The sequence below is a fragment of the Streptomyces sp. RK9 genome (assembly GCF_045070545.1).
In the GTDB taxonomy this organism is placed as follows: Bacteria; Actinomycetota; Actinomycetes; order Streptomycetales; family Streptomycetaceae; genus Streptomyces; species Streptomyces alboflavus.
Genome location: NZ_CP173705.1, coordinates 462,409 through 482,695, shown reverse-complemented (window position 1 = coordinate 482,695; position 20,287 = coordinate 462,409). Strand labels below are relative to the sequence as shown.

The following is a 20,287-nucleotide window of genomic DNA, read 5'->3' as shown; positions in this document are numbered from 1 at the left end:
AGGATTTTCAGCCCGTCCGGCGATTGAGGACGAGGCGCGGAGCGCCGATTCGGCGGAGGCTGTCCCACCCGAAGGGAGCACCCGCCCCTGGGGTCCAGGGGCGGAGCCCCGGTTTCGGTGAAGGGGCGGGACTGGGGCGTCCCACGAGGGCCCCCGAAAACCGGGAGGAACCCAGGCCCCCGCTCGGGTAACTTCGCGCAGATGAGCGCCCCCACCACCCCCGAAGGGGTCATCGTCATCACCGGCATCATGGCCGCCGGAAAGTCCACAGTCGCCCAGGCCTTGGCCGAACGCCTGCCCCGCGCGGCACACGTGCGCGGCGACGTCTTCCGCCGCATGATCGTCTCAGGGCGGCAGGAGTACGAGCCCGGCGCGGGCGCGGAGGCGGAGTCCCAACTCCGCCTCCGCTACGCCCTGTCGGCGTCGACAGCCGACGCGTACGCCGCAGCGGGCTTCACGGCGATCGTCCAGGACGTCATCCTGGGCGAGCAGCTGAAGCGCTACGCGGACCTGGTCCGCACCCGCCCCCTGCACGTGATCGTGCTGACCCCGACCCCGTCCGCGGTCACCGAACGCGAGGCGAACCGAGGCAAGAAGGGCTACGGCGAGTGGACGGTGGCTGCCCTGGACGAGGGGATGCGTGCCACCACGCCGCGTATCGGACTGTGGCTGGACAGCTCGGAGTTGACGGTGGATCAGACGGTGGACGCGATTCTCGGGCGTCTGGACGAGGCGTCCGTGACCTGAGAGTGGAATGTCTCCGACCGGTGCCGGTCGGGTCGCGATGACGCTTCAGGCATGCGATCCCCCCATAAATCCCTTTTAGGCAGGGCCAGTTGCAGGGCACCATCGAAGAGTCCCGAACAACTCGGTCACTACGGGGGAGATGTGTCATGGGGGATGACAACGACACGGGCTGGGGCTGATCCCGGCACTATCGGAGGGGCGGTTTCCGTTGGGGGCCGCCCCTCTTCACGTGTCCCGGCGCTAACTGCCGGGCGCCTTCCCCTCGATGGTGACCACGGACCCCGGACGGAGCTTCCCGTAGAGCCACTTGGCGTCCGCCGCGCGCAACCCGAGCCACCCGTGGGTCACATCGCGCTCGCCGACGGAGGGCTCGTCGTAGGTGAGGGCGACGACGTAGTTGGTGCGGCCTTCGGCGTCGCGGAGTTCGAGGACCCAGTGGAAGTACACGTCGTACGTCTCGCCGAGGCCGACGCCGTCGCCGGACAGCTTCGTCGAGCGGTGCTTGGCGACGACCGTCATGCGCCCCGGCTTCGTCGGGTACGTCGCGCGGCCCGACGACAGGGGCAGCTTCCGGCCCGCCACGGACAGTTCGCGCCGCGTGAGGTCGGCGGTGGCGGCGGGCGCGGTGGGCCCGGCGGAGGTGCTGGGCGCGGCGGGCGGCGCGGGCCGGGAGCCGGAGTCGTCGCCGAGGCCCACGACGAGCCCGGCCACGAGGGCGGCGGCCGCGACGGCACCACCGCCGACGAGGGCCGCGTGCCTGCGCCGCCGCCGGGTCCCGGCGCGTCGGCGCACGTCGGCGCCGGTGCCGGGGGCGGGGGAGCGGGCGTCGACGGCGAGGGCGTGGAGGGCGGCGGAGAGGTCGGGGGCCGGAGCGGACGCCGGACCGGAGTGCGGCGTGGCGCCCGGCCCGGGGTTCGGCTCGGGCTTCGAGGGTTCACCGGACACGATCCCGATCCCCCTCCTTCCCGCTGCTCGTCCCGCCGAGGACACCGTCGCCCCCACTGCCGCTGCCGCCCGCGTCGCTCCCGTACTCCCCGGACAAATGCTTCGCCAGCGCCGCCCGTCCACGTGAGAGCCGGGCCTTGACCGTGCCGGTCGGGGCGCCGGTCTCGGAGGCTACCTGCTCCACGCTGAGGTCACACAGGTGATGCAGGACGATCGCGAGCCGCTGCGCCTCGGGCAGCTTCCGCAGCGCCGCGACGAGCGTGACGTGCTCGGGCCCGGGTCCCGCCGTGTGCTCGGGCGGCGGCTCCTTGCGCACCAGCTCCAGCCAGCGCCGGGCCCGCCGCCAGTGGCTCACCGCGAGCCTCATGGCCACCGTGCGGACCCAGGCCTCCGGCGCGTGTACGGCTGCGAAGTCGCGCCGCCGGTCCCAGGCGCGTACGAACGCCTCCTGGACGACGTCCTGGGCCTGACCGTGGTCGCCGGTGAAGGCGTAGACCTGGCCGACGACGCGCGGGAACGCGGACGCGTAGAACGCGTCGAACTCGTCCTCGGTCATGCCCCCGCCGTTCCTGTCCACGACCGCGACCGTGCGCCGCCCGCGCCGCGCCCCGTCACAACCAGCCCCGAATTTCTTCCCGCACGCCTCATGCAACCCGGCGGTCTCCGCCGTGCGTATGGGTGGCGTACATGGAAACACACCGGCCCAGGCCGGAACACCACACAGGGGGACCCGATGGCCAGGCGCACCAGAATCCGTCACGTCGTACGCGGGGCGGCGGCGGCCGTGCTCTGCGCGGGCGTCCTCGCGGGCTGCTCGCTGGGCGGGCAGGACGGTGCGCCGGCGCCGTCGGAGCGGCGGGACGACCGGAAGGCGGCCGGGGCCGGTACGCCCTCGCCGCGTGCGAAGCCGGTGGTGGAGCCGGCGGCGCTGCGCGGGGGCGGGGTGCGGGTGAACGTGGCGGACGGGCAGCGGGTGGGTGTCGGCATGCCGGTGTCGGTGACCTTCGCCCGCCCCGTGCCGAAGGCCGAGCGGGCGGCGGTGGAGCGGCGCCTGAAGGTGCGCACGAGCACCCCTGTCACCGGTTCCTGGAGCTGGGTCAAGGACCGCAACCTGCACGAGGGCCAGCGCGTCGACTACCGCCCGAGGACGTACTGGAAGCCCGGCGCGAAGGTCACCGTCCGGGTGGGCTCCGGCATCGACCGCAGCTTCACCGTCGCCCGCTCCCTGGTCGCCACGGTCGACGTACGCAGCCACACGATGACCGTGGTCAAGGACGGCGTGACGCGCCGCGTGCCGATCACGGCGGGGGCGCCCGGCATGGACACCTGGAACGGCACGATGGTGGTCTCCGACAAGCAGCGCCGCGTCTTCATGGACTCCCGCACGGTCGGCTACGCGGACGCGTACGCCGGCTACTACAGCTACGCGGTCCACCTCACGACGTCCGGCACCTACCTCCACGAGAACCCCAAGGCCAACACCTTCGCGGGCAACTCCAACGTCACCCACGGCTGCATAGGCCTCGCCACGGACGGCACGGCCCGCCGCTTCTACGAAGAGGTGATCCCCGGCGACGTCGTCCGCGTCACCGGCTCCAAGGAGACGGTCGCCCCCGGCAACGGCTACGGCGACTGGAACGTCTCGTGGGCCGACTGGCGAGCGGGCAGCGCCCTGAACGCATGACCCCTGACGGGGACGTGGAGGCCGTGACCGGAATCGAACCGGTGTGCTTCGCTTTGCAGGCGAATCCCTAAACCACTCGGGCACACGGCCATGTCGTACTGACTCCCTCGACCGTAGGCGCGCCACCCGCCCCACTCAACCCTGGCGGGGGCGCCGCAACGGGACTGCCATACGGCGTTCATGAACGGGGGCGGGGGGCACCTCGGGTCCGGGCGGGCCGGGTGACCCGCGCCCCGACCGGTTGGCACCGAACTCGCCTTCCTATGGCGCAAATTGCACTAGCAACGCCAGGTTCCCGTTGGTCACTGTGGACGAACAAGAGTGACAACTGAGACCTAGCCCTGGCCACACGGGGGTGCTGTGGCACACGACCATGGGGTTTGACGAGCAGTGGGGCCAGGCGGGGGCCGGCGAGGGTGAGCCGCGGCCGACGTCGATGCGGCTCAATCAGACGGATCCTCCAGGACCGCCGCCCGGAGGCGCGCCGGATCTCGCGACGACGCCACGGGAGAAGAAGGCCGCCGCGCACACCATCGAGACCGAGCTGCAGCCGGACACCCGCAAGGCGGGCACCTGGGCCGACGCGGCGACCGACAAGGCCATCAGCGGATTCGGCGGCTGGGCCACGGCCTCCGGCCTGAAGAAGGTGCAGACCACCTGGGACAGCCAGGTCAAGACGCTCATGGGACGGCTCGCCGCGGAGAAGGACGCCCTGCGGTCGACGAACAAGACCTTCACGGAGACCGACGTGGGCACCTCCCAGCGCATCCGTGCGAGCTCGAAGCTCGACCAGTACTGACCCGCTGCCAGGCCCCGACGCGAGGCGGCGGAGCGGCATGGCATCCCGACGCCTTCCGGAGGAAGCGCAGCGTGCTGACGTACTACGAAGTCATGACGACGGACTTCGGGAGTCTCTCCGCCGCCGCCGACAAGTGGCAGGAGATGGCGGACGAGTTCCACAAGGTCGAGGGCCGCTACCGGGACGGCGTCCAGAAGATCACGAAAGGCCAGGCCTGGCTCGGTGCGAGCGCGCGGGCGGCGCACGCGAAGTTCGCCGCCACGCGCTACGAGTACCAGGCCGCTCAGACGCAGGCCAAGGCGACCGCGACCCTGCTGCGCAACGCGCACCAGCAGTTCGTCGAGCTCAGGAAGCAGTTGGAGACCGCCCGTTCCGATGCCGTCAAGGCCGGGATGAAGGTCTCCGAGCAGGGGAAGGTCGTGTACGACTACGACCGGCTCAGCGCGTCCGAGAGCAGCGCCGCCCGCTTGAACCCCGCCCACGCCGCGAGTGTCAACGCGAGTGTGGACGCGTGGGCCGACTTCCTCAGGCTGTGCGTCAAGGCCTTCGACGACGCCGACCAGGACCTCAAGCGGGACCTGGAGGCCGTGGTCAAGGACGGCAAGGGCAACAAGAACGACGGGACCACGGGCACCGGCTTCAACGGTGACGCCGGGCAGGTGGCGAAGGCCGACGGCGAGCAGAAGCGGGCCCGGAACGATTCCGACTGGTTCAAGAAGCGGGATGACGAGACCCTGGACGACTACATGGAGCGGCTGCGGCGGGACGGGGTGACTCGGCTCACGGGGAGCGCGCAGTTGGGGGATCTGGTCAGTGCGGTGACCAAGGGGTCGATGACCGTCGGGGCCTTCGCGCTCGTCACAGGCACGTCTGTCATGTACTCCATCAACCTGGTGAGCCACTTCAGAGACCAGAAGGCGCTCAATGCCCCTGGCACCTTGACGTCACGCTTCATCAACACCCAACTGGCCGGATCAGCTCCCGGAAGCGTCATCAGCCGTGTTCCCCCCGGCCTGGTCACTGCCATGACCGGATCCGATGAAGCCGCCATGTACGGCGGCTTCATGAAGAACGGCACCTTCGTCATGCCGTCGGCGTCCGAGGCCAATCTGGTCCGGGTCGCGCGGGGCGGCGGGCTCGCACAGGCCGGAAGGGCCGCTGGGTGGCTACGGGGCACGGGCGTGGTCGGTGGCGCCGCGGCGACCGTCTATGGCGTCGCCAATCTCTCCACGTACGACGGGGACAAGATCAAGGCGGATCCGGCGAAGTTCGCCTCGGACCTCAGCGGGACGGCGTTCAGCGGTTCCTTGACGGCGCTTACGGTGGCGCCCAACCCTGTGACCGCCGGGCTGGCGGTCGGCACCGGAGTCGTGTACGGAGGGGCCCTGATCTGGGACAACCACGAAGCCATCGGCAAGGGCGTCGGGAATGCGAAGGACTGGGTCGGAGACCGGACCGAGGATCTCAAGTCCGGCGTGGCCAGTGGTGCGCGGAAGTTCAAAGACGTCGTCAACCCGTTCGACTAGTGAGGACCGGAAATGCACACCACCACTGCCTCGTTCACCCTGCACTACTGGAAGCAGCGCGAGAAGGGCGAGAAGCGCCTGTTCGGCTGGCAAGGCACCTCGGAGGAGTTCGGCGACATCAAGGTGACGAATGAGCGCCATAATCACCACGAAAGTCTCACCGCCGAGGTGCGAGGTGACGCGATCCCCACCGCCACCCTTGAGTCGCGCGGCATTCACACCGACGTGATGAGCAGGCCGTCCCTGAACCGCGCGACGCTCAGAGTCGGCGACGCCCATGTCTACACGACGAGGAATCGGTTGGGCATGACCCACCGAGGACGGTCGCTGATGCTCAAGTACGCGGGGGACAAGTATCGGTTGACGGCGATCAACCGCCGGGCTTTCGTTCTCCGACGCGAGGCGGACGATGAGGATCCCGGAGTCATCATCACGGTGCGGGAAACAGGCATCGGGTCGAGAAAGAAGTTCACGATAGGCGTCGAGAAACGGGCCGTCGGTGCCGACATCGCGCTCGCAGCCCTCTTCGTGGGCGTCGACCGGGCGACGCTGACTCGGCGAGGGGCCGTACGGGCGGGAATCTCAAGGGTCTTCAACCTTTCCCTGCAGTCCCAGTACTGACCACGTCCTGACCACGTCCCGACCGGGGCGTGGCGAACGCGACCTCAGAGCGAGTGATGACGTGCCTTCCATGGACGTGTCCAGGTCCCGGTTCCGCCTCGGCGACGACCACGTCGTCGTTCTCTGCTGCCTGGCGACAGGAGACGCGCCTCCCGGGGAAATGGCCCTGGCCCACGGCGAGTTACGGGAGCGCGGCCTGATCAATCAGGCGGGTCAGCTCTCCAGCCTTCTCCTGCCGCTGCTGACGACGATGGTCAGCCCCGTGGTGTCCGTCTCGCTGGAGGTGGCGGGTCGGCAGGGAAAGCTGCACCACGGGATGTTCATCGGCGACGACCACGTGGTCACCCACGAGGCATGGCCCGGCGACGCCGAATCGGAGTACGCCTGCGTCGAACCGAGCATGCTGCTGTGGGCGCTCGCGAACATGGTGAACCTACGACGGATCGATTCCCTCCACGACGCACGGCCCGCCGTCGTCGAGACGACCGTCGGAACGCTCGACGCGGCCTTGTCCGCCCTGGAAACGATCCCCCTCGCCGCATCCGGACGCGAGGAGCGCGAGCACATCCGGAACGCCCTCGCGGCCCACGGGACCCTGGACGGCCCGACGCTCGCCCTCTTCGCCGACCTGATCGCGGAACTGCGGTCGAGCTGGCGCATGACCGCCGCCTGGCAGGGGCGGCACGGGCAGCCGGGTGGCCTGGCGGCGCGCGCACTCGCGGTCTGGGACTGCGGCCCCCTGGGCTACTGGCACCGCCGACTGCCCGCCGAACCGGTCGAGCTGGGGCAGGTCGGCCCGCACAGCCCTCTGAAGCTCTCCCGTGTGGCCGCCAAGCAGGTGTGGGAGATGATCGGTGAGACCCTGCCCTCGGACGACGGCACGTGATCTCACCCGGATCCGCACCGTCGGCACACCTGGAACCGGAGCCCCCCATGACCACCCTGCCCGACCGCCCCCGTACCGCCGTGCTCGTCATCGACATGCAGAACGGTGTCGTGGCCGAGGCGCACGAGCGGGACGCCGTGGTCGCGAACATAGCCGTCGTCGTGGACAAGGCGCGCGCGGCCGACGTGCCCGTGATCTGGATCCAGCACTCCGACGACGAACTGCCGCGCGACAGCGAGAGCTGGGCCTACGTCCCCGAGCTCGTCCGCCGCGAAGGCGAACCCCTCGTCCACAAGCTCTACGGCGACTCCTTCGAGGCCACCGACCTGGAGTCCGTCCTCGCCGAGCGCGCCGTCGGCCACCTCGTCGTCACCGGCGCCCAGACCGACGTCTGCATCCGCTCCACCCTCCACGGCGCCTTCACCCGCGGCTACGACGCCACCCTCGTCGCCGACGCCCACACCACGGAGGACCTGAGCGCCTACGGAGCCCCGTCCCCCGACCTCGTGATCGCCCACACCAACCTGTACTGGCACCGGCAGGAAGCCCCCGGCCGTCGCGGCGGCACCCTGCGCGCGCAGGAGCTCTCCTTCTCCTGAGCCGCGCCGTTCAGACGGCGCCGACCTCCGCCCACACCGTCTTGCCCGGCGCGGGCCCCACCTCCGTGCCCCAGCGCGTCGCGAGCGCCTCGACCAGGAGCAGGCCCCGCCCCGACTCCGCCTCCGGCGCCACCCGGCCCTGCGGGCGGGGCAGCCTCTCCGTGTACGTGTCCGTCACCTCGACACGTAGGACCCCGCCCTCCGTCAGCCGCAGCGTCAGGCGGAAGTCCCTGCCCGGTACGTACCCGTGCCGCACCGCGTTGCTCGCCAGCTCCGCCACGATGTGCTGCGCCGGCTCGAACGGCAGCCCCCACACGTGGAGTTGGGTCACCGCCGCTCTGCGCGCCAGGCGGGCGCCCCTCGGCGTCGAGGAGAGCCGGATGCTGAACGTCCGCACCGCGGCCGGGGCTTGTGTGGTCTCCGAGTCCATGCACCTCAGCGTGACGCCAGCCGGTTCCCCTGCACCGTGATGCACCGTGCACGTACGGTGACTGTCCCGTCGCTGTCCGGTGCTGTCCCGGCTGTCCTGAGTGCCTTACGGGTACGGCTGCGCGTTGGAGCGGGGCGGCGCTTTTCGGAGGTGGGCGTGATGAGTGCGGACGGCGAAGGTGTGGACGAGACGGGCTGGGACGTCGAGCCCGAGGACGAGATCGCCTCGGTGGTCGAGGCGTTGGGCCATCAGCAGAAGCGGTGGCGTGAGGCCGCGGGGCTGAGTGCGGGGGAGTTCGGCGAGGCCATCGGGTACGGGGAGGACCTTGTCCGCAAGGTCGAGCGCGGGGCGCGGATCCCTCGCCCCGAGTACTTGGATGCCGCCGACCGTGTGCTCGGCGCGGGCGGCTTCATCTCGGCGATGAAGGAGGAGATGGCCAAGGCCCGGTATCCGAAGAAGGTTCGGGAGCTGGCGAAGTTGGAGGAGCGGGCGGTTGAGGTCGCTTCGTACGGCAACCACAACCTGCACGGGCTGTTGCAGACGAAGGAGTACATGGAGGCGCTGTTCGAGTCGCGGCAACCCGCCTACTCCTTGGACCAGGTGGAGCGCGGCGTGGCCGCTCGCATGGCACGCCAGGAGATCTTCGAGCGCTCACCCGCACCCGACCTGATCTTTGTGCAGGAGGAAGTGACACTCCGACGGCCCATCGGGGGCAGAATGATTCTGCGCGCGCAGCTCGAACGGCTGCTGGAAGTCGGACGGTTGCCCAACGTCACCCTCCAGGTGATGCCGACCAACTGCGAGGAGCATGCCGGAATCGAGGGCGGGCGAATCCAGTTGCTGAAGTTCGGAGACGGCACGGCGGTGGGACGTTCCGAAGGGGAGTTCAACGGCCGCCCGGTCTCCGATCCGAAGCAGCTCCGAATCCTTGAGCTGCGCTACGGCATGATCAGGGCCCAGGCTCTCACTCCACGGGGGTCGCTGGCCTTCATTGAGCAACTGTGGGGAGAGACATGACCCAGAAGCCCCTCGCCGGGGACGGCCGCGAACTCATCTGGTTCAAGAGCAGCTACAGCGACAGCAGCAACATCAACGACTGCGTCGAGGTTGCGCTGACGTGGACCAAAAGCAGCTACAGCAGCAGCGGCGACGGCAACGACTGCGTCGAAGTCGCCCCCACCCCCACCACCATCCACGTACGCGACTCCAAGAACCCCGAAGGCCCCCGCCTCGGATTCGCTGCGGGGGCCTGGCGTGACTTCGTTCAGGCGGCCACGTCGTAGGTGTAGTACCGCGTGTGATCCAGCATGTCGGCCGGGGTGACGTCGCCCCACGGGCGCATCGTGTCGTTCAGGTCGACGACGTCGCGGGTGCCTGCGGCGGGCAGGTAGGGCGAGCCCGGGTGCCGCGACTGCCACTGGGTCCACAGCTTGTCGACGTAGGCGTGGTGGAGCCAGAAGACCGGGTCGTTGGGGGACGCGCCCGTCGCCATGTGGCCGCCGACCCAGACGTGGACGCGGTTGTGGAGGTTGACGCCGCGCCAGCCTTCGAGGTGGTTGCGGAAGCCGTCGGAGGCGCTGTTCCACGGCGGCATGTCGTACGTGGACATCGCGAGGACGGAGTCGACCTCGGCCTTGGTGGGGAGTTGGCGGACGCCCGCGCCGAGGGAGCGGCGCAGGAAGTCGCGGCCGTCGACGCGGACGTTGATGCGCCAGCCGTTGCCGGAGGAGGCGAAGGGGCCGTCGGTGACCTGGCTGTCGCGGCTGCGGCCGGTGCCGCCGAGGAAGTCGGGGGCCCAGAGGGAGGCGGCCGGGGTGCGGTCGACGGTCCAGTCCCAGTAGGGGAGGGCGACGGAGGCGTCCACGGACTGCAGGGCCTGCTCGAACTGGATGAGGAAGCGGCGGTGCCAGGGCAGGAAGGACGGCGAACGGTGGCCGACACGGTCGCCGTTGTCGGTGTCGCTCATGATGAAGTCGTTGTGCGTGCTGACGAAGGAGTCGTAGCGGCCGTCGCGCTTGAGGGCGAGGAGCGCGGTCACGAAGCGCCGCTTCTCGTCGGCGGTGAGCTGGGACTGGTTCTTGCGTACGGTCATGGCGGTGCTGCTCCGGGTCAGACGGCGGACGGGGACGAGGGCGCGGGCGGGGCGAGCGGGACGAGGGTGGCGCCCTGGAGCTCGACGACGGCAGCGCGGGCGAGCGCGCGCGGGGTCGCCTGCGGCTCGTAGTGGTTGATGACGCTGATCCACGTGCCGTCGGCGTTGCGCATGATGTGCAGCTCGTCGCCGTCGATCTGGACGGAGTAGCCGGCGCCGTGGCCCCCATGGGCGCCGTGGTGGCCGCCGCCGTGGGACGGCGCGCCCTGGATGCGGCGCCCGAGGTACACCTCGTCGAAGGCGTCGGGCGCGGCGCCCGGGTGGGCCTCGGTGCCGGACTCGGCGGCTGTCGCCGCCGCACGGGCGGCACCGACGACGGCGATACCGGCGGCGGCGCTCGCGGCGGCGCCGATGGCCCGGCGGCGGGTGATTCCGGACATGCGTAAAACCCCCAAGTGAGCGTGGTGAAGGGGCGGTTCCGGTGGTCGGCCGGACTGCCCAGGCCATGCGTACAGGGGGAAAGGCGCGGCGCCGCAATCGGCGGGAAGAGTTGCCCCTTATTAAGGACAACTGCGGGTAAGTAGTGCAGAGTTGGACGAGCGTGATTATGCTGTCCATTTGTCCTGGTGGCACGCAGACCGCAAATCCTGCGCCTTGAGTGAGGATAACGTGAAAGATCTTCACTCATGCTTCACGGCGGGTGCCCCTGGTCACAGCGGAAAGCTGGCCTGAAGACCTGCTGCCCGAGAGCTGCACGGGGCTGGTGTGTGCGGCGGATGTGGGGGAGTGAGTAGGGCGCTGAGTAGGCGTACTCAGGGCCCGGCGGAGCCGGACGGCGAGGCTTGGCGCATGACTTCGACGCCCCCGATGCCGCCGACGCCCCCGCAGCCGTACGCGCCGTACCCGCAGCCGCCGCAGCCCGCGGGGGGCCGCAGGGGCAGGACCGTCCCGGTCGTCGTGGCCGTGGTCCTCGCGGTGCTCGCCGCGGGCCTCGGCACCTGGTGGTGGACGCGGGACGGCGACGAAGGGCCGCTCGCGGGCAGGCCGCGGGTGACGGACGCGCGGGCCGGGGTGTCGTACGGGATCCCCGAAGGGTGGGAACGCAACGACAAGAAGGGGGGCTTGATCGGCGCGTTCACGTCGTCGATCGCCTCTAAGGGCAAGGGCCTCGCGGACTCGGCGGAGGAAGGGAACGAGGAGGAGGGCGGCGGGATCGTGCTCGCGGGGCGGTCGGGAGCGGTGCCCGAATCCTCGCTGAAGACCGAGACGGAGCGGGCGGCCCGCTCCAACGCGGAGTTCTTCTACCCGGACGGCTCGTCGGACCTGAAGGAGTCCGAGGCGACGACCGTCGACGGCCGCCCCGCCCACACGACGGCCCTCACGGTCCGCGACGGCGAGGGCGGCACGGCCCATCTGCGCCTGACCCTCGTCTCGGTGGACGACACCCGGTCCGCCTTCCTGCTGGGGATCGCGACGCCCGGCACGGACATCGGCCCGTACGCGGACAAGGGGCCGGTGGACGAGGAGGCGGTGGACGAGGTGGTGGCGAGCGTGGAGCTGAACTGAGCCGCGCCTCGGTCGTCGCGGCACCGTGGGGTCGGAGCGCGTAGGACGGGACCATGCCTGCTCAGGACCCGGGTCGTACGACCAAGGGACCAGCGGGTGACCTTCTCCGGACAGGGGTCAATGTCGGTCGTGGACCTTACGGTTGCTCGCATGACCGCCCCCGACCCGCGCGACACGGATGTCGCCCCCGCCCCGTCCGTCGACGTGGACCCGCCCGAGCCGGAAGGCGGCCTCCTCGGCCGCGCCCATCGCGCGCTGAGCATCGGCATCGTCTCCGTCGTCCTGCTCATCGCCTTCGAGGCGACCGCCGTCGGGACGGCGATGCCCGTGGCCGCGCGGGAGCTCGACGGGATCTCGCTGTACGCGTTCGCGTTCTCCGGGTACTTCACGACGAGCCTGTTCGGGATGGTGCTCTCCGGGCAGTGGGCCGACCGGCGGGGACCGCTCGGGCCGCTCGCGGTGGGGATCAGCGCGTTCGCGGCGGGACTCGTGCTGTCCGGCACGGCCACCGTGATGTGGATGTTCATCCTGGGGCGCGCCGTGCAGGGCCTCGGCGGCGGCCTGGTGATCGTGTCGCTGTACGTCATCGTCAGCCGGGCCTACCCGGAGCGGCTGCGGGCGCCCATCCTCGCGGCGTTCGCGGCCTGCTGGGTGGTGCCCTCGATCGTCGGACCGCTCATCGCCGGGACCGTCACCGAGCACCTGGGCTGGCGCTGGGTGTTCGTCGGCATCCCCGTCCTCGTCGTGGCGCCGCTCATGCTCGCGCTGCCCGCGATACGGCGCACCGCGTCCGGGCCCCTCGACCCCGACGCGCCCGTCGAGGCCTTCGACCGGCGCCGCATCCGGCTCGCCCTCGGCATCTCGCTCGGCGCGGGGCTCCTCCAGTACGCGGGGCAGGACCTGCGGTGGCTTTCGCTGCTCCCGGCCGTGGCGGGCGCCGCGCTCCTCGTGCCCGCCGTCCTCGGGCTGCTGCCGCGCGGCACCTACCGGGCCGCGCGCGGGCTGCCCTCCGTCGTGCTGCTGCGCGGCATCGCCGCCGGGTCCTTCGTCGCCGCCGAGTCCTTCGTGCCGCTGATGCTCGTCACCGAGCGGGGGCTCTCGCCCACGCTCGCCGGGTTCTCGCTCGCCGCGGGCGGTGCCACGTGGGCGCTCGGGTCGTACGTGCAGTCGCGGCCGGGGATGGAGGCGTACCGGGGGCGGCTCGTTCCGCTGGGGATGGTGCTCGTCGCCCTGGCCATCGCGGTCGCGCCCAGCGTGCTCATCGACGCCGTGCCGGTGTGGATCGTCGCTGTCGCGTGGGGGGTCGGGTGCCTCGGGATGGGCCTTGTCATCGCGTCCACGAGTGTGTTGTTGCTGCGGTTGTCGGCGCCTGAGGACGCCGGGGCCAACTCCGCTTCGCTTCAGATATCCGACGGGCTTTCGAATGTGATTCTGCTGGCCGCGGGTGGGGCCGCGTTCGCCGCGCTCGGTGGGGGGATGGTCGGCGCGGGGCACGGGGCGGGGGAGGTCGGGGGGTCGCATCCGGGGGCGTTCGTCGTGGTGTTTCTGCCCATGGCCGTGGTGGCTCTGGTGGGGGTCTGGGTGGGGACGCGGCTGCGTGGCCCCCAGGCCCGCCCCTTCCCGTAACCGGGGCTGCGCCCCTGGGCCCCAGGGGGTGGGTGTCCCGTGGCGGGTGGGACGAGGGCGCCGTCGAATCGGCGCTTCGCGCCTCGTCCTCAATCGCCGGACGGGCTAGAAGTTGCCGGGGCGGGCTGGGAGGGTGCGGGCGGGAGGGGCTGCCACCGATCGGCCCTCGGCCTCGTCCTCAAGCGTCGGACAGGCCGGGTGGTGTGAGACGTGTCCCACCCGTCCCCGCCCCGGGGTCGTCAACCCGGTGCCCCGGGGTCGCACCGGTAAGGTGGCCCGGTTGTCATACGTAGCCGTGCCGCCGAGCCCGAACGAACCGGAGACCGTGACTACCACCGCCGCCTCCTCGTCACACCACCTTTCCCCCGCCTTCCCGGGTCGTGCCCCCTGGGGCACCGCCAGCAAGCTGCGTGCCTGGCAGCAGGGTGCGATGGAGAAGTACCTCCAGGAGCAGCCGCGCGACTTCCTCGCGGTCGCCACGCCCGGCGCCGGCAAGACGACGTTCGCGTTGACGCTCGCGTCGTGGCTGCTTCACCACCACGTGGTCCAGCAGGTGACCGTGGTCGCGCCCACCGAGCACCTGAAGAAGCAGTGGGCCGAGGCCGCCGCGCGGATAGGGATCAAGCTGGACCCCGAGTACAGCGCGGGACCGCTCAGCAAGGAGTACCAGGGCGTCGCCGTCACGTATGCCGGTGTCGGCGTGCGGCCCATGCTGCACCGCAACCGCGTGGAGCAGCGGAAGACGCTGGTGATCCTGGATGAGATCCACCACGCGGGGGACAGCAAGTCCTGGGGCGAGGCCTGTCTGGAGGCCTTCGAGCCCGCCACCCGGCGGCTCGCCCTCACCGGCACGCCCTTCCGGTCCGACACCAACCCCATCCCCTTCGTCGTGTACGAGGAGGGCAACGACGGCATCCGGCGCTCGGCCGCCGACTACACGTACGGCTACGGCAGCGCCCTCGGCGACGGCGTCGTGCGGCCCGTGATCTTCCTGTCGTACAGCGGCAACATGCGCTGGCGCACGAAGGCCGGTGACGAGATCGCCGCCCGCCTCGGCGAGCCCATGACCAAGGACGCCGTCTCGCAGGCCTGGCGCACCGCCCTGGACCCGCGCGGCGACTGGATGCCGAACGTCCTGAAGGCCGCCGACCGGCGCCTCGGCGAGGTGCGCAAGGCCATCCCGGACGCCGGTGGCCTCGTCATCGCATCCGACCAGGACTCCGCGCGCGCCTACGCCAAGCTGATCCGCGAGATCACCGGCACCAAGGCCACCCTGGTGCTCTCCGACGACGCCGGTGCCTCCAAGCGCATCGACGACTTCAGCGGCAGCGACGAGCGGTGGATGGTCGCGGTGCGCATGGTGTCGGAGGGCGTCGACGTGCCCCGGCTCGCGGTGGGCGTGTACGCGACGACCATCTCGACGCCGCTGTTCTTCGCCCAGGCCGTCGGGCGCTTCGTGCGGTCCCGGCGCCGCGGCGAGACCGCCTCCGTCTTCCTGCCCACCGTCCCCGACCTGCTCGGCTTCGCCAACGAGATGGAGGTCGAGCGCGACCACGTGCTCGACCGGCCGAAGAAGCACGGCGAGGAGGACCCCTACGCCGAGTCCGAGCAGGAGATGGACGAGGCCAACAAGCAGCAGGACGAGGACACCGGCGAACAGGAGCAGTTCTCCTTCGAGGCCCTGGAGTCCGAGGCCGTCTTCGACCGCGTCCTCTACGACGGCGCCGAGTTCGGCATGCAGGCCCACCCGGGGAGCGAGGAGGAGCAGGACTATCTCGGGATCCCCGGGCTCCTCGAACCCGACCAGGTCCAGCTGCTGCTCCAGAAGCGGCAGGCCCGGCAGATCGCCCACAGCAAGAAGAAGCCCGCCGAGGAGGCCGACCTCCTCGAACTGCCCGCCGAGCGGCGGCCCGTGGTCTCCCACAAGGAGATGCTCGAACTGCGCAAGCAGCTCAACACCATGGTCGGCGCGTACTCCCACCAGAGCGGCAAGCCCCACGGCGTGATCCACACCGAGCTGCGGCGCACCTGCGGGGGCCCGCCGAGCGCGGAGGCCACGGCCGGGCAGCTGCGGCAGCGGGTCGCCAAGGTGCAGGAGTGGGCCACCCGGATGCGGTGAGGGTTCGCCCCGCCGTTCGGGGGCGTACGCCTGCCCGTGGCGATCAGTACGCCGCCGGTATGCCGCGGGTACGCCCTCCCGTAGGGAATCGTGTGCTCCACGTGTAGACGTTGTGCACGCAGCGTCCATCGGCGACGGGATCTATCGGGATGTTCCGGTCTCTCTTTCCCTCCCCTTGACCGGATTCTGGACGGAGTCTTCCGCTGAGCGGGACGCCCTCGCTACTGTCCCCGCTACACAACGCCCCGTGGCAGCGTCGCCCCGGAGCGCGTCCGGTGCCCGCCGCCAGGGGGCCGTCGACCCTCACCACTAAAGGAGTGGGCGTCGTGACAGCGGAGACATCTCAGACGCTCGACCGAGGACTGCGCGTCCTCAAGCTGCTCGCCGACACCGACCACGGCCTCACCGTCACCGAGCTGTCCAACAAGCTCGGCGTGAACCGCACCGTGGTGTACCGCCTGCTCGCCACGCTCGAACAACACGCCCTAGTACGGCGTGACTTGGGTGGCCGCGCCCGCGTCGGCCTCGGCGTGCTGCGGCTCGGCCGGCAGGTCCACCCGCTCGTCCGCGAGGCCGCGCTGCCCGCCCTGCGCGCCCTGGCCGAGGACATCGGCGCCACCGCGCACCTCACCCTCGTCGACGGCACCGAGGCGCTCGCCGTCGCGGTCGTCGAGCCGACCTGGACCGACTACCACGTGGCGTACCGCACCGGCTTCCGGCACCCGCTGGACCGGGGCGCCGCGGGCAAGGCGATCCTCGCGGCCCGCCAGGCCCAGATCACCGACCCCGGCTACGCCCTCACCCACGGCGAGCTGGAGGCCGGGGCGAGCGGCGCGGCGGCCCCCTTGGTCGGGGTGACCGGGATAGAGGGGAGCGTCGGGGTCGTGATGCTGGCCGATTCCGTGCCGGAGCGGGTGGGGCCGCGGGTGGTGGACGCCGCCCGCGAGGTCGCCGACGCGCTGCGCTGAGAGGCCGCGCCGGCGTGCTCGGGCCGACCTGCGGCGCCGCCGATCGCGGCCTCCGGCCTGGCTCGTCCTCAAGCGCCGGACGGGCTGATCTCCGCTCGCGTTAGATTGGACGCGTGCTGTCTCGTCTCGCTCGTCTGAGCCGCCCCAAGGCCCTGGCCGTCGCCGCCGTGCCCCTCGTCGGCCTGCTCGCCGTCGTCGCGCTCGCCCCGCTCCCCTTCGCCGTCGCCCAGCCGGGCGGCACCGCAGACGTGCTCGGGGAGTACAAGGGCAAGCCCGTCCTCAAGATCAGCGGAGCGCCCACGCGGGAGACGGACGGCGAGCTGCGGATGACGACCATCGTGGCGACCGGGCCGCAGATGGACGTGCGGCTCGGTGACGTCATCGACGGCTGGTTCCGTACGGACCGGGCCGTGATGCCGAAGGACTCCGTCTACCCCGACGGCGACAACGTCAAGGAAGTCGAGAAGCACAACCTCGGCGACATGCGCGAGTCCCAGGACGACGCCACGAAGGCGGCGCTCGGCTATCTGCGGGCGAACGGCGTGGACGGTACCGACAAGATCGACGTCAAGGCCGACCTCGGCAAGATCGGCGGGCCGAGCGCGGGCCTGTTCCTGGCGCTCGGCATCGTCGACAAGCTGGACGGCGACGGCAGCGGGGGAGACCTGACCGGCGGCCGCACCATCGCGGGCAGCGGCACCATCTCGCCCAGTGGGAAGATCGGCCCGGTCGGCGGCGTCTCCATGAAGACCCAGGCCGCCGCCCGCGACGGCGCCACCGTCTTCCTCGTACCGAAGGCCGAGTGCTCGGACGCCGAGGCCGAGAAGCCGAAGGACCTCCGGCTCGTCCCCGTGACTACGCTGGCGAGTACGGTCGAGTCGCTGCGAGCCCTGGAGAAGGGCGAGAAGGTCCCGAGCTGCTGACCAGGAACAGCCCCAACTCGACCAGTCGCCAGCCCAGTTGGGCCCGCAGTTGGGCCTCGCGCGGCTGTCGTCCGGCGGGGGCCGCGCGCAGCAGGTCCGCCGCGCGGGCGTGGTGCAGCATCAGATGTACGTCGGAGTGCATCGCGCAGGCCTCTCAGTCCGTGAGCCGGGTCGGGATCAGGTGCGTGTGCAGGCGGACCTTGGCGGTGTTCGGGGTGCCGTCCTGTGGCGCCAACGGTCGGTAGCTCTCGACGAGTTCGTGCATCTTCGCCTTCAGTTCGGCGGCGAGCGCGGGCGTCAGGTTCAGTGTGAAGTCGCTGATGTCCGCGGCCTCGACCCACTCCTCCGACCAGTCCTGCCCGGTGGCGATCCAGGTGGCGACCTCCGTGGCGTGGTTCCCCGCGTGCTCGTGCATGAACGTGGCGTAGGCGCCGCGCACTTCGGGGTCGGTGCTGCGGGCGAGGTCGTTGTCCACGTACGTGCCGTCGGTGATGGCGCGCCACCACCGCTCGCGGCCCTTGCCGAGCCCGGGGTCGTCCTCGGCGAAGCCGTACTCCGCGAGCTGGCGCAGGTGATAGCTCGTCGCCCCGCTCGACTCGCCCAGACGCTCGCCCAGTTGGGAGGCCGTCGCAGGGCCGTCCAGGCGCAGCGAGCCGAGGATCCGCATGCGCAGGGGGTGGGCGATGCCGCGCAGGGCGCGCGGGTCGAGGTGGCGGACCTTGCGGGCCGGTGCCGCCTGCTCGGGCGGCGGTGACTTCTCCGTCATGCTCCGCAGCCTACGCGTGCAAAGACTCCGTTGCAACGCTTTCTTTGCAACGGAGTCTTTGTAAGTGGTCGGGGCGCCACGCGGCCGCGCCCGCGCCGTCGGCGGCTACTCCTTGACGAAGCCCTCCTCCACCATCCAGTCCTTCGCCACCTTGTGCGGGTCCTGCCCGTCCACGTCCACCTTCGCGTTCAGCTCCTGCGCCACCGCGTTGTCGAGCTTCTTCGTCACGGGGGCGAGGACCTCGGCGATCCCCGGGTACTTCTTCAGGGTCTTGCTGTTGATCTCGGGGGCGGCGTTGTAGTTGGGGAAGAAGTGCTTGTCGTCGGTCATCGGCGTCAGGTTCATCGCCTTGATGCGGCCGTCGGTGGTGAAGACCTCGCCGTAGGTGCAACTGCCCTTCTGGGCCTGGGTGTAGATGATCCCGGTGTCCATCTGCGTGATGTTCCCGGACGGCAGGCTCATGCCGTACTTCTTCTGCATGCCGGGCAGGCCGTCGGCGCGGTTGGCGAACTCGCCCTCCACGCACAGCGTGACCGCCTTCGGGTCGGACTTGGACAGGGCGGCGACGTCGGAGAGGGTCTTCGTGCCGTACTTCTTCAGGTTCGACTCGTTCAGGGCCAGGGCGTAGGTGTTGTTCAGGGCCGCGGGCGGCAGCCACGTCACGCCGTTCTTCGCGTCCGCCTTGCGCACGGCGTCCCACTGCTGCTGCGGGTCGGGGATGGGGTCGGAGTTGCCCAGGTACGTGATCCAGGCGGTGCCCGTGTACTCGTACATGGCGTCCGCGTCCCCGCCCTTGACCGCCTCGCGCGCCCCGATGGAACCCTGGATGCCGGTCCGGTCCAGGACGTCCGCCCCGGCCGCCTGGAAGGCGATGCCCATGATGGCGCCGAGGATCAGCTGCTCCGTGAACTCCTTGGAGGTGACCGTGAGATCGGCGCCCTCCAGCGGCTTGCCCTTGCCGACGATGCCCGGCTTCACGTCGTCCACCATCGGCGAGCCGCTGGTGAGCCCGCACCCGGCGGCCACGAGCAGCACCCCGCCCACGGCCGCGAGCGCCTTGGTGCGCGCACCGGCCCCGCGCCGCTGCGTCCGCCGTCGCGTCGTACGCCTCATGACCGCACCTCCAGGCCGCGCGGGCTGAGCACCAGCTCGGCCAGCGAGGCCAGCCAGTCCACCAGCAGGGCGAGGACCACCGTCAGGATCGAGCCGAGCATCAGGACCGGCATGCGCTGATTGGTGATGCCCGTCGTGATCAGGACGCCGAGCCCGCCCCCGCCGCCGAAGGTCGCGAGCGTGGCCGTGCCCACGTTCAGGACCAGGGCGGTGCGCACGCCCGCGAGGATCAGCGGTACGGCAAGGGGGAGTTCGACCCGCGCGAGCACGCCGAGCGGGGACATGCCGATGCCGCGCGCGGCCTCCAGGAGTGTCGGGTCGTTGGCGCGCAGGCCCGCGATGGTGTTGGAGAGGACCGGCAGGACGGCGTAGATGATGATGCCCGTCAGGGCCGCCTTCTCGCCGATGCCCAGCCAGATGACAAGCAGCGCGAGCAGGCCGATCGCCGGGGTCGCCTGCCCCATGTTGGCGAGCGCCATCGCCACCGGGGCGCCCTTGCGGAAGGCGCGCCGGGTGAGCAGGATCCCCAGCGGGATCGCGATGATCAGCACGAAGAACGTGGAGATCGCCGTCAGCTCGACGTGCTGCCGCAGCGCCTTGCCGACCTGCCCGTTGGACAGCGCGTTCTCGGAGATCGAGTCCAGGTCCGCCTGCTGGAACCAGAGCCAGGTGGCGAGCAGCACCGCCGCGAGGATCGCGGGCAGGACCGTCAGCTTCTGCCAGGTGATCCGGCGCGGCGGCTTCGCGGCCACGGCGGGCGCGGGCGCCTCCTGCTCGGCCTCGCCCTCGTCGCGGAACGCCAGGCCCTTGACCTCGTGCTCGCCCCGCGGGCGCGCGGGTGCCTTGGCCGCGCCCTTGCGTTCGGGGATCCGGGGCT

22 protein-coding genes and 1 tRNA gene are annotated in these 20,287 nt (G+C 70.9%); 14 read left to right on the top strand and 9 right to left on the bottom strand.

What is annotated here, in order from left to right:
• Window positions 1-201 precede the first annotated feature (201 nt).
• Entirely contained in the window at window positions 202-747 is a 546-nt protein-coding gene (locus AB6L24_RS39660) for an AAA family ATPase (RefSeq protein ID WP_405664385.1), read from the top strand.
• Window positions 748-987: 240 nt separating this feature from the next.
• Here the strand turns inward: AB6L24_RS39660 and AB6L24_RS39655 are convergent, their stop codons facing one another.
• Window positions 988-1,692, bottom strand: coding sequence for a L,D-transpeptidase (locus tag AB6L24_RS39655; RefSeq protein ID WP_405664383.1), 705 nt, complete (start codon window positions 1,690-1,692; stop codon window positions 988-990).
• Entirely contained in the window at window positions 1,682-2,248 is a 567-nt protein-coding gene (locus AB6L24_RS39650; protein ID WP_405664381.1) for a SigE family RNA polymerase sigma factor, read from the bottom strand. The genes AB6L24_RS39655 and AB6L24_RS39650 overlap by 11 nt, the downstream gene beginning before the upstream one ends.
• A 177-nt stretch (window positions 2,249-2,425) precedes the next feature.
• On the opposite strand from AB6L24_RS39650, the gene AB6L24_RS39645 reads away from it, so the two are divergent.
• Window positions 2,426-3,376 carry a L,D-transpeptidase gene (locus AB6L24_RS39645; RefSeq protein WP_405664379.1) on the top strand — a complete coding sequence of 317 codons (951 nt, stop codon included), beginning with the start codon at window positions 2,426-2,428 and terminating at the stop codon, window positions 3,374-3,376.
• A gap of 15 nt (window positions 3,377-3,391) precedes the next feature.
• Here the strand turns inward: AB6L24_RS39645 and AB6L24_RS39640 are convergent.
• Window positions 3,392-3,466, bottom strand: a tRNA-Cys gene (locus AB6L24_RS39640).
• A 283-nt stretch (window positions 3,467-3,749) separates the two neighbouring features.
• Between AB6L24_RS39640 and AB6L24_RS39635 the strand changes: the two genes are divergently transcribed.
• The 5 genes from AB6L24_RS39635 to AB6L24_RS39615 all read left to right on the top strand — a co-directional run bounded on the left by AB6L24_RS39635 (window position 3,750) and on the right by AB6L24_RS39615 (window position 7,807).
• Window positions 3,750-4,175: a hypothetical protein gene (locus tag AB6L24_RS39635; RefSeq protein WP_405664377.1), complete on the top strand. Its 426-nt coding sequence runs from the start codon at window positions 3,750-3,752 to the stop codon at window positions 4,173-4,175.
• Between the two features lie 71 nt (window positions 4,176-4,246).
• Window positions 4,247-5,701, top strand: coding sequence for a hypothetical protein (locus AB6L24_RS39630; RefSeq protein WP_405664375.1), 1,455 nt, complete (start codon window positions 4,247-4,249; stop codon window positions 5,699-5,701).
• A gap of 12 nt (window positions 5,702-5,713) precedes the next feature.
• The gene (locus AB6L24_RS39625; RefSeq protein ID WP_405664373.1) at window positions 5,714-6,322 is read left to right on the top strand and encodes a hypothetical protein; all 609 of its coding nucleotides are present in this window, start codon (window positions 5,714-5,716) and stop codon (window positions 6,320-6,322) included.
• 70 nt (window positions 6,323-6,392) lie between these two features.
• A complete protein-coding gene (locus AB6L24_RS39620; protein ID WP_405664371.1) occupies window positions 6,393-7,208 on the top strand; it encodes a histidine kinase in 816 nt (271 codons plus the stop codon).
• A 47-nt stretch (window positions 7,209-7,255) separates the two neighbouring features.
• Window positions 7,256-7,807 (top strand): isochorismatase family protein, encoded by a 552-nt coding sequence (locus AB6L24_RS39615; RefSeq protein WP_405664369.1) that lies wholly within the window; start codon window positions 7,256-7,258, stop codon window positions 7,805-7,807.
• Window positions 7,808-7,817: 10 nt separating this feature from the next.
• Here AB6L24_RS39615 and AB6L24_RS39610 read toward each other — a convergent pair whose 3' ends face one another.
• The gene (locus AB6L24_RS39610) at window positions 7,818-8,237 is read right to left on the bottom strand and encodes an ATP-binding protein (protein ID WP_405664368.1); all 420 of its coding nucleotides are present in this window, start codon (window positions 8,235-8,237) and stop codon (window positions 7,818-7,820) included.
• A gap of 159 nt (window positions 8,238-8,396) precedes the next feature.
• On the opposite strand from AB6L24_RS39610, the gene AB6L24_RS39605 reads away from it, so the two are divergent.
• The gene (locus AB6L24_RS39605; RefSeq protein ID WP_405664366.1) at window positions 8,397-9,254 is read left to right on the top strand and encodes a helix-turn-helix domain-containing protein; all 858 of its coding nucleotides are present in this window, start codon (window positions 8,397-8,399) and stop codon (window positions 9,252-9,254) included.
• Window positions 9,251-9,520 (top strand): DUF397 domain-containing protein, encoded by a 270-nt coding sequence (locus AB6L24_RS39600; RefSeq protein WP_405664364.1) that lies wholly within the window; start codon window positions 9,251-9,253, stop codon window positions 9,518-9,520. Before AB6L24_RS39605 ends, AB6L24_RS39600 begins: the two co-directional genes overlap by 4 nt.
• Here the strand turns inward: AB6L24_RS39600 and AB6L24_RS39595 are convergent.
• Window positions 9,502-10,329: a tyrosinase family protein gene (locus AB6L24_RS39595; protein WP_405664362.1), complete on the bottom strand. Its 828-nt coding sequence runs from the start codon at window positions 10,327-10,329 to the stop codon at window positions 9,502-9,504. The genes AB6L24_RS39600 and AB6L24_RS39595 overlap by 19 nt on opposite strands.
• Window positions 10,330-10,346: 17 nt before the next feature.
• Window positions 10,347-10,769, bottom strand: coding sequence for a tyrosinase cofactor (locus tag AB6L24_RS39590; RefSeq protein ID WP_405664360.1), 423 nt, complete (start codon window positions 10,767-10,769; stop codon window positions 10,347-10,349).
• Window positions 10,770-11,178: 409 nt separating this feature from the next.
• On the opposite strand from AB6L24_RS39590, the gene AB6L24_RS39585 reads away from it, so the two are divergent.
• From AB6L24_RS39585 to AB6L24_RS39565, 5 genes are all read left to right on the top strand, one after another.
• Window positions 11,179-11,895: a hypothetical protein gene (locus AB6L24_RS39585; RefSeq protein WP_405664358.1), complete on the top strand. Its 717-nt coding sequence runs from the start codon at window positions 11,179-11,181 to the stop codon at window positions 11,893-11,895.
• 150 nt (window positions 11,896-12,045) lie between these two features.
• Entirely contained in the window at window positions 12,046-13,521 is a 1,476-nt protein-coding gene (locus AB6L24_RS39580) for an MFS transporter (RefSeq protein ID WP_405664356.1), read from the top strand.
• 325 nt (window positions 13,522-13,846) lie between these two features.
• Window positions 13,847-15,640 (top strand): DEAD/DEAH box helicase, encoded by a 1,794-nt coding sequence (locus tag AB6L24_RS39575; RefSeq protein ID WP_030358367.1) that lies wholly within the window; start codon window positions 13,847-13,849, stop codon window positions 15,638-15,640.
• 326 nt (window positions 15,641-15,966) lie between these two features.
• Window positions 15,967-16,608 carry an IclR family transcriptional regulator gene (locus AB6L24_RS39570; RefSeq protein ID WP_087884308.1) on the top strand — a complete coding sequence of 214 codons (642 nt, stop codon included), beginning with the start codon at window positions 15,967-15,969 and terminating at the stop codon, window positions 16,606-16,608.
• Window positions 16,609-16,721: 113 nt separating this feature from the next.
• Entirely contained in the window at window positions 16,722-17,531 is an 810-nt protein-coding gene (locus AB6L24_RS39565; RefSeq protein WP_405664354.1) for a S16 family serine protease, read from the top strand.
• A 154-nt stretch (window positions 17,532-17,685) separates the two neighbouring features.
• Here AB6L24_RS39565 and AB6L24_RS39560 read toward each other — a convergent pair whose 3' ends face one another.
• The 3 genes from AB6L24_RS39560 to AB6L24_RS39550 form a co-directional block, all read right to left on the bottom strand.
• On the bottom strand, window positions 17,686-18,297 hold the full coding sequence (locus AB6L24_RS39560; protein WP_405664352.1) for an ArsR/SmtB family transcription factor: 612 nt from the start codon (window positions 18,295-18,297) through the stop codon (window positions 17,686-17,688).
• Window positions 18,298-18,402: 105 nt separating this feature from the next.
• On the bottom strand, window positions 18,403-19,410 hold the full coding sequence (locus AB6L24_RS39555) for a glycine betaine ABC transporter substrate-binding protein (protein ID WP_405664351.1): 1,008 nt from the start codon (window positions 19,408-19,410) through the stop codon (window positions 18,403-18,405).
• The gene (locus AB6L24_RS39550; RefSeq protein WP_380855316.1) at window positions 19,407-20,279 is read right to left on the bottom strand and encodes an ABC transporter permease; all 873 of its coding nucleotides are present in this window, start codon (window positions 20,277-20,279) and stop codon (window positions 19,407-19,409) included. The genes AB6L24_RS39555 and AB6L24_RS39550 overlap by 4 nt, the downstream gene beginning before the upstream one ends.
• Window positions 20,280-20,287 lie beyond the last annotated feature (8 nt).

Bases quoted from the DNA above. Each gene is read 5' to 3' on its own strand.
- AB6L24_RS39625 (WP_405664373.1), top strand. From the start codon at position 5,714: ATGCACACCACCACTGCCTCGTTCACCCTGCACTACTGGAAGCAGCGC.
- AB6L24_RS39635 (WP_405664377.1), top strand. From the start codon at position 3,750: ATGGGGTTTGACGAGCAGTGGGGCCAGGCGGGGGCCGGCGAGGGTGAG.
- AB6L24_RS39555 (WP_405664351.1), bottom strand. From the start codon at position 19,410: ATGAGGCGTACGACGCGACGGCGGACGCAGCGGCGCGGGGCCGGTGCG.
- AB6L24_RS39645 (WP_405664379.1), top strand. From the start codon at position 2,426: ATGGCCAGGCGCACCAGAATCCGTCACGTCGTACGCGGGGCGGCGGCG.
- AB6L24_RS39600 (WP_405664364.1), top strand. From the start codon at position 9,251: ATGACCCAGAAGCCCCTCGCCGGGGACGGCCGCGAACTCATCTGGTTC.
- AB6L24_RS39605 (WP_405664366.1), top strand. From the start codon at position 8,397: ATGAGTGCGGACGGCGAAGGTGTGGACGAGACGGGCTGGGACGTCGAG.
- AB6L24_RS39650 (WP_405664381.1), bottom strand. From the start codon at position 2,248: ATGACCGAGGACGAGTTCGACGCGTTCTACGCGTCCGCGTTCCCGCGC.
- AB6L24_RS39660 (WP_405664385.1), top strand. From the start codon at position 202: ATGAGCGCCCCCACCACCCCCGAAGGGGTCATCGTCATCACCGGCATC.
- AB6L24_RS39610 (WP_405664368.1), bottom strand. From the start codon at position 8,237: ATGGACTCGGAGACCACACAAGCCCCGGCCGCGGTGCGGACGTTCAGC.
- AB6L24_RS39595 (WP_405664362.1), bottom strand. From the start codon at position 10,329: ATGACCGTACGCAAGAACCAGTCCCAGCTCACCGCCGACGAGAAGCGG.
- AB6L24_RS39585 (WP_405664358.1), top strand. From the start codon at position 11,179: ATGACTTCGACGCCCCCGATGCCGCCGACGCCCCCGCAGCCGTACGCG.
- AB6L24_RS39620 (WP_405664371.1), top strand. From the start codon at position 6,393: ATGGACGTGTCCAGGTCCCGGTTCCGCCTCGGCGACGACCACGTCGTC.
- AB6L24_RS39590 (WP_405664360.1), bottom strand. From the start codon at position 10,769: ATGTCCGGAATCACCCGCCGCCGGGCCATCGGCGCCGCCGCGAGCGCC.
- AB6L24_RS39615 (WP_405664369.1), top strand. From the start codon at position 7,256: ATGACCACCCTGCCCGACCGCCCCCGTACCGCCGTGCTCGTCATCGAC.
- AB6L24_RS39580 (WP_405664356.1), top strand. From the start codon at position 12,046: ATGACCGCCCCCGACCCGCGCGACACGGATGTCGCCCCCGCCCCGTCC.
- AB6L24_RS39560 (WP_405664352.1), bottom strand. From the start codon at position 18,297: ATGACGGAGAAGTCACCGCCGCCCGAGCAGGCGGCACCGGCCCGCAAG.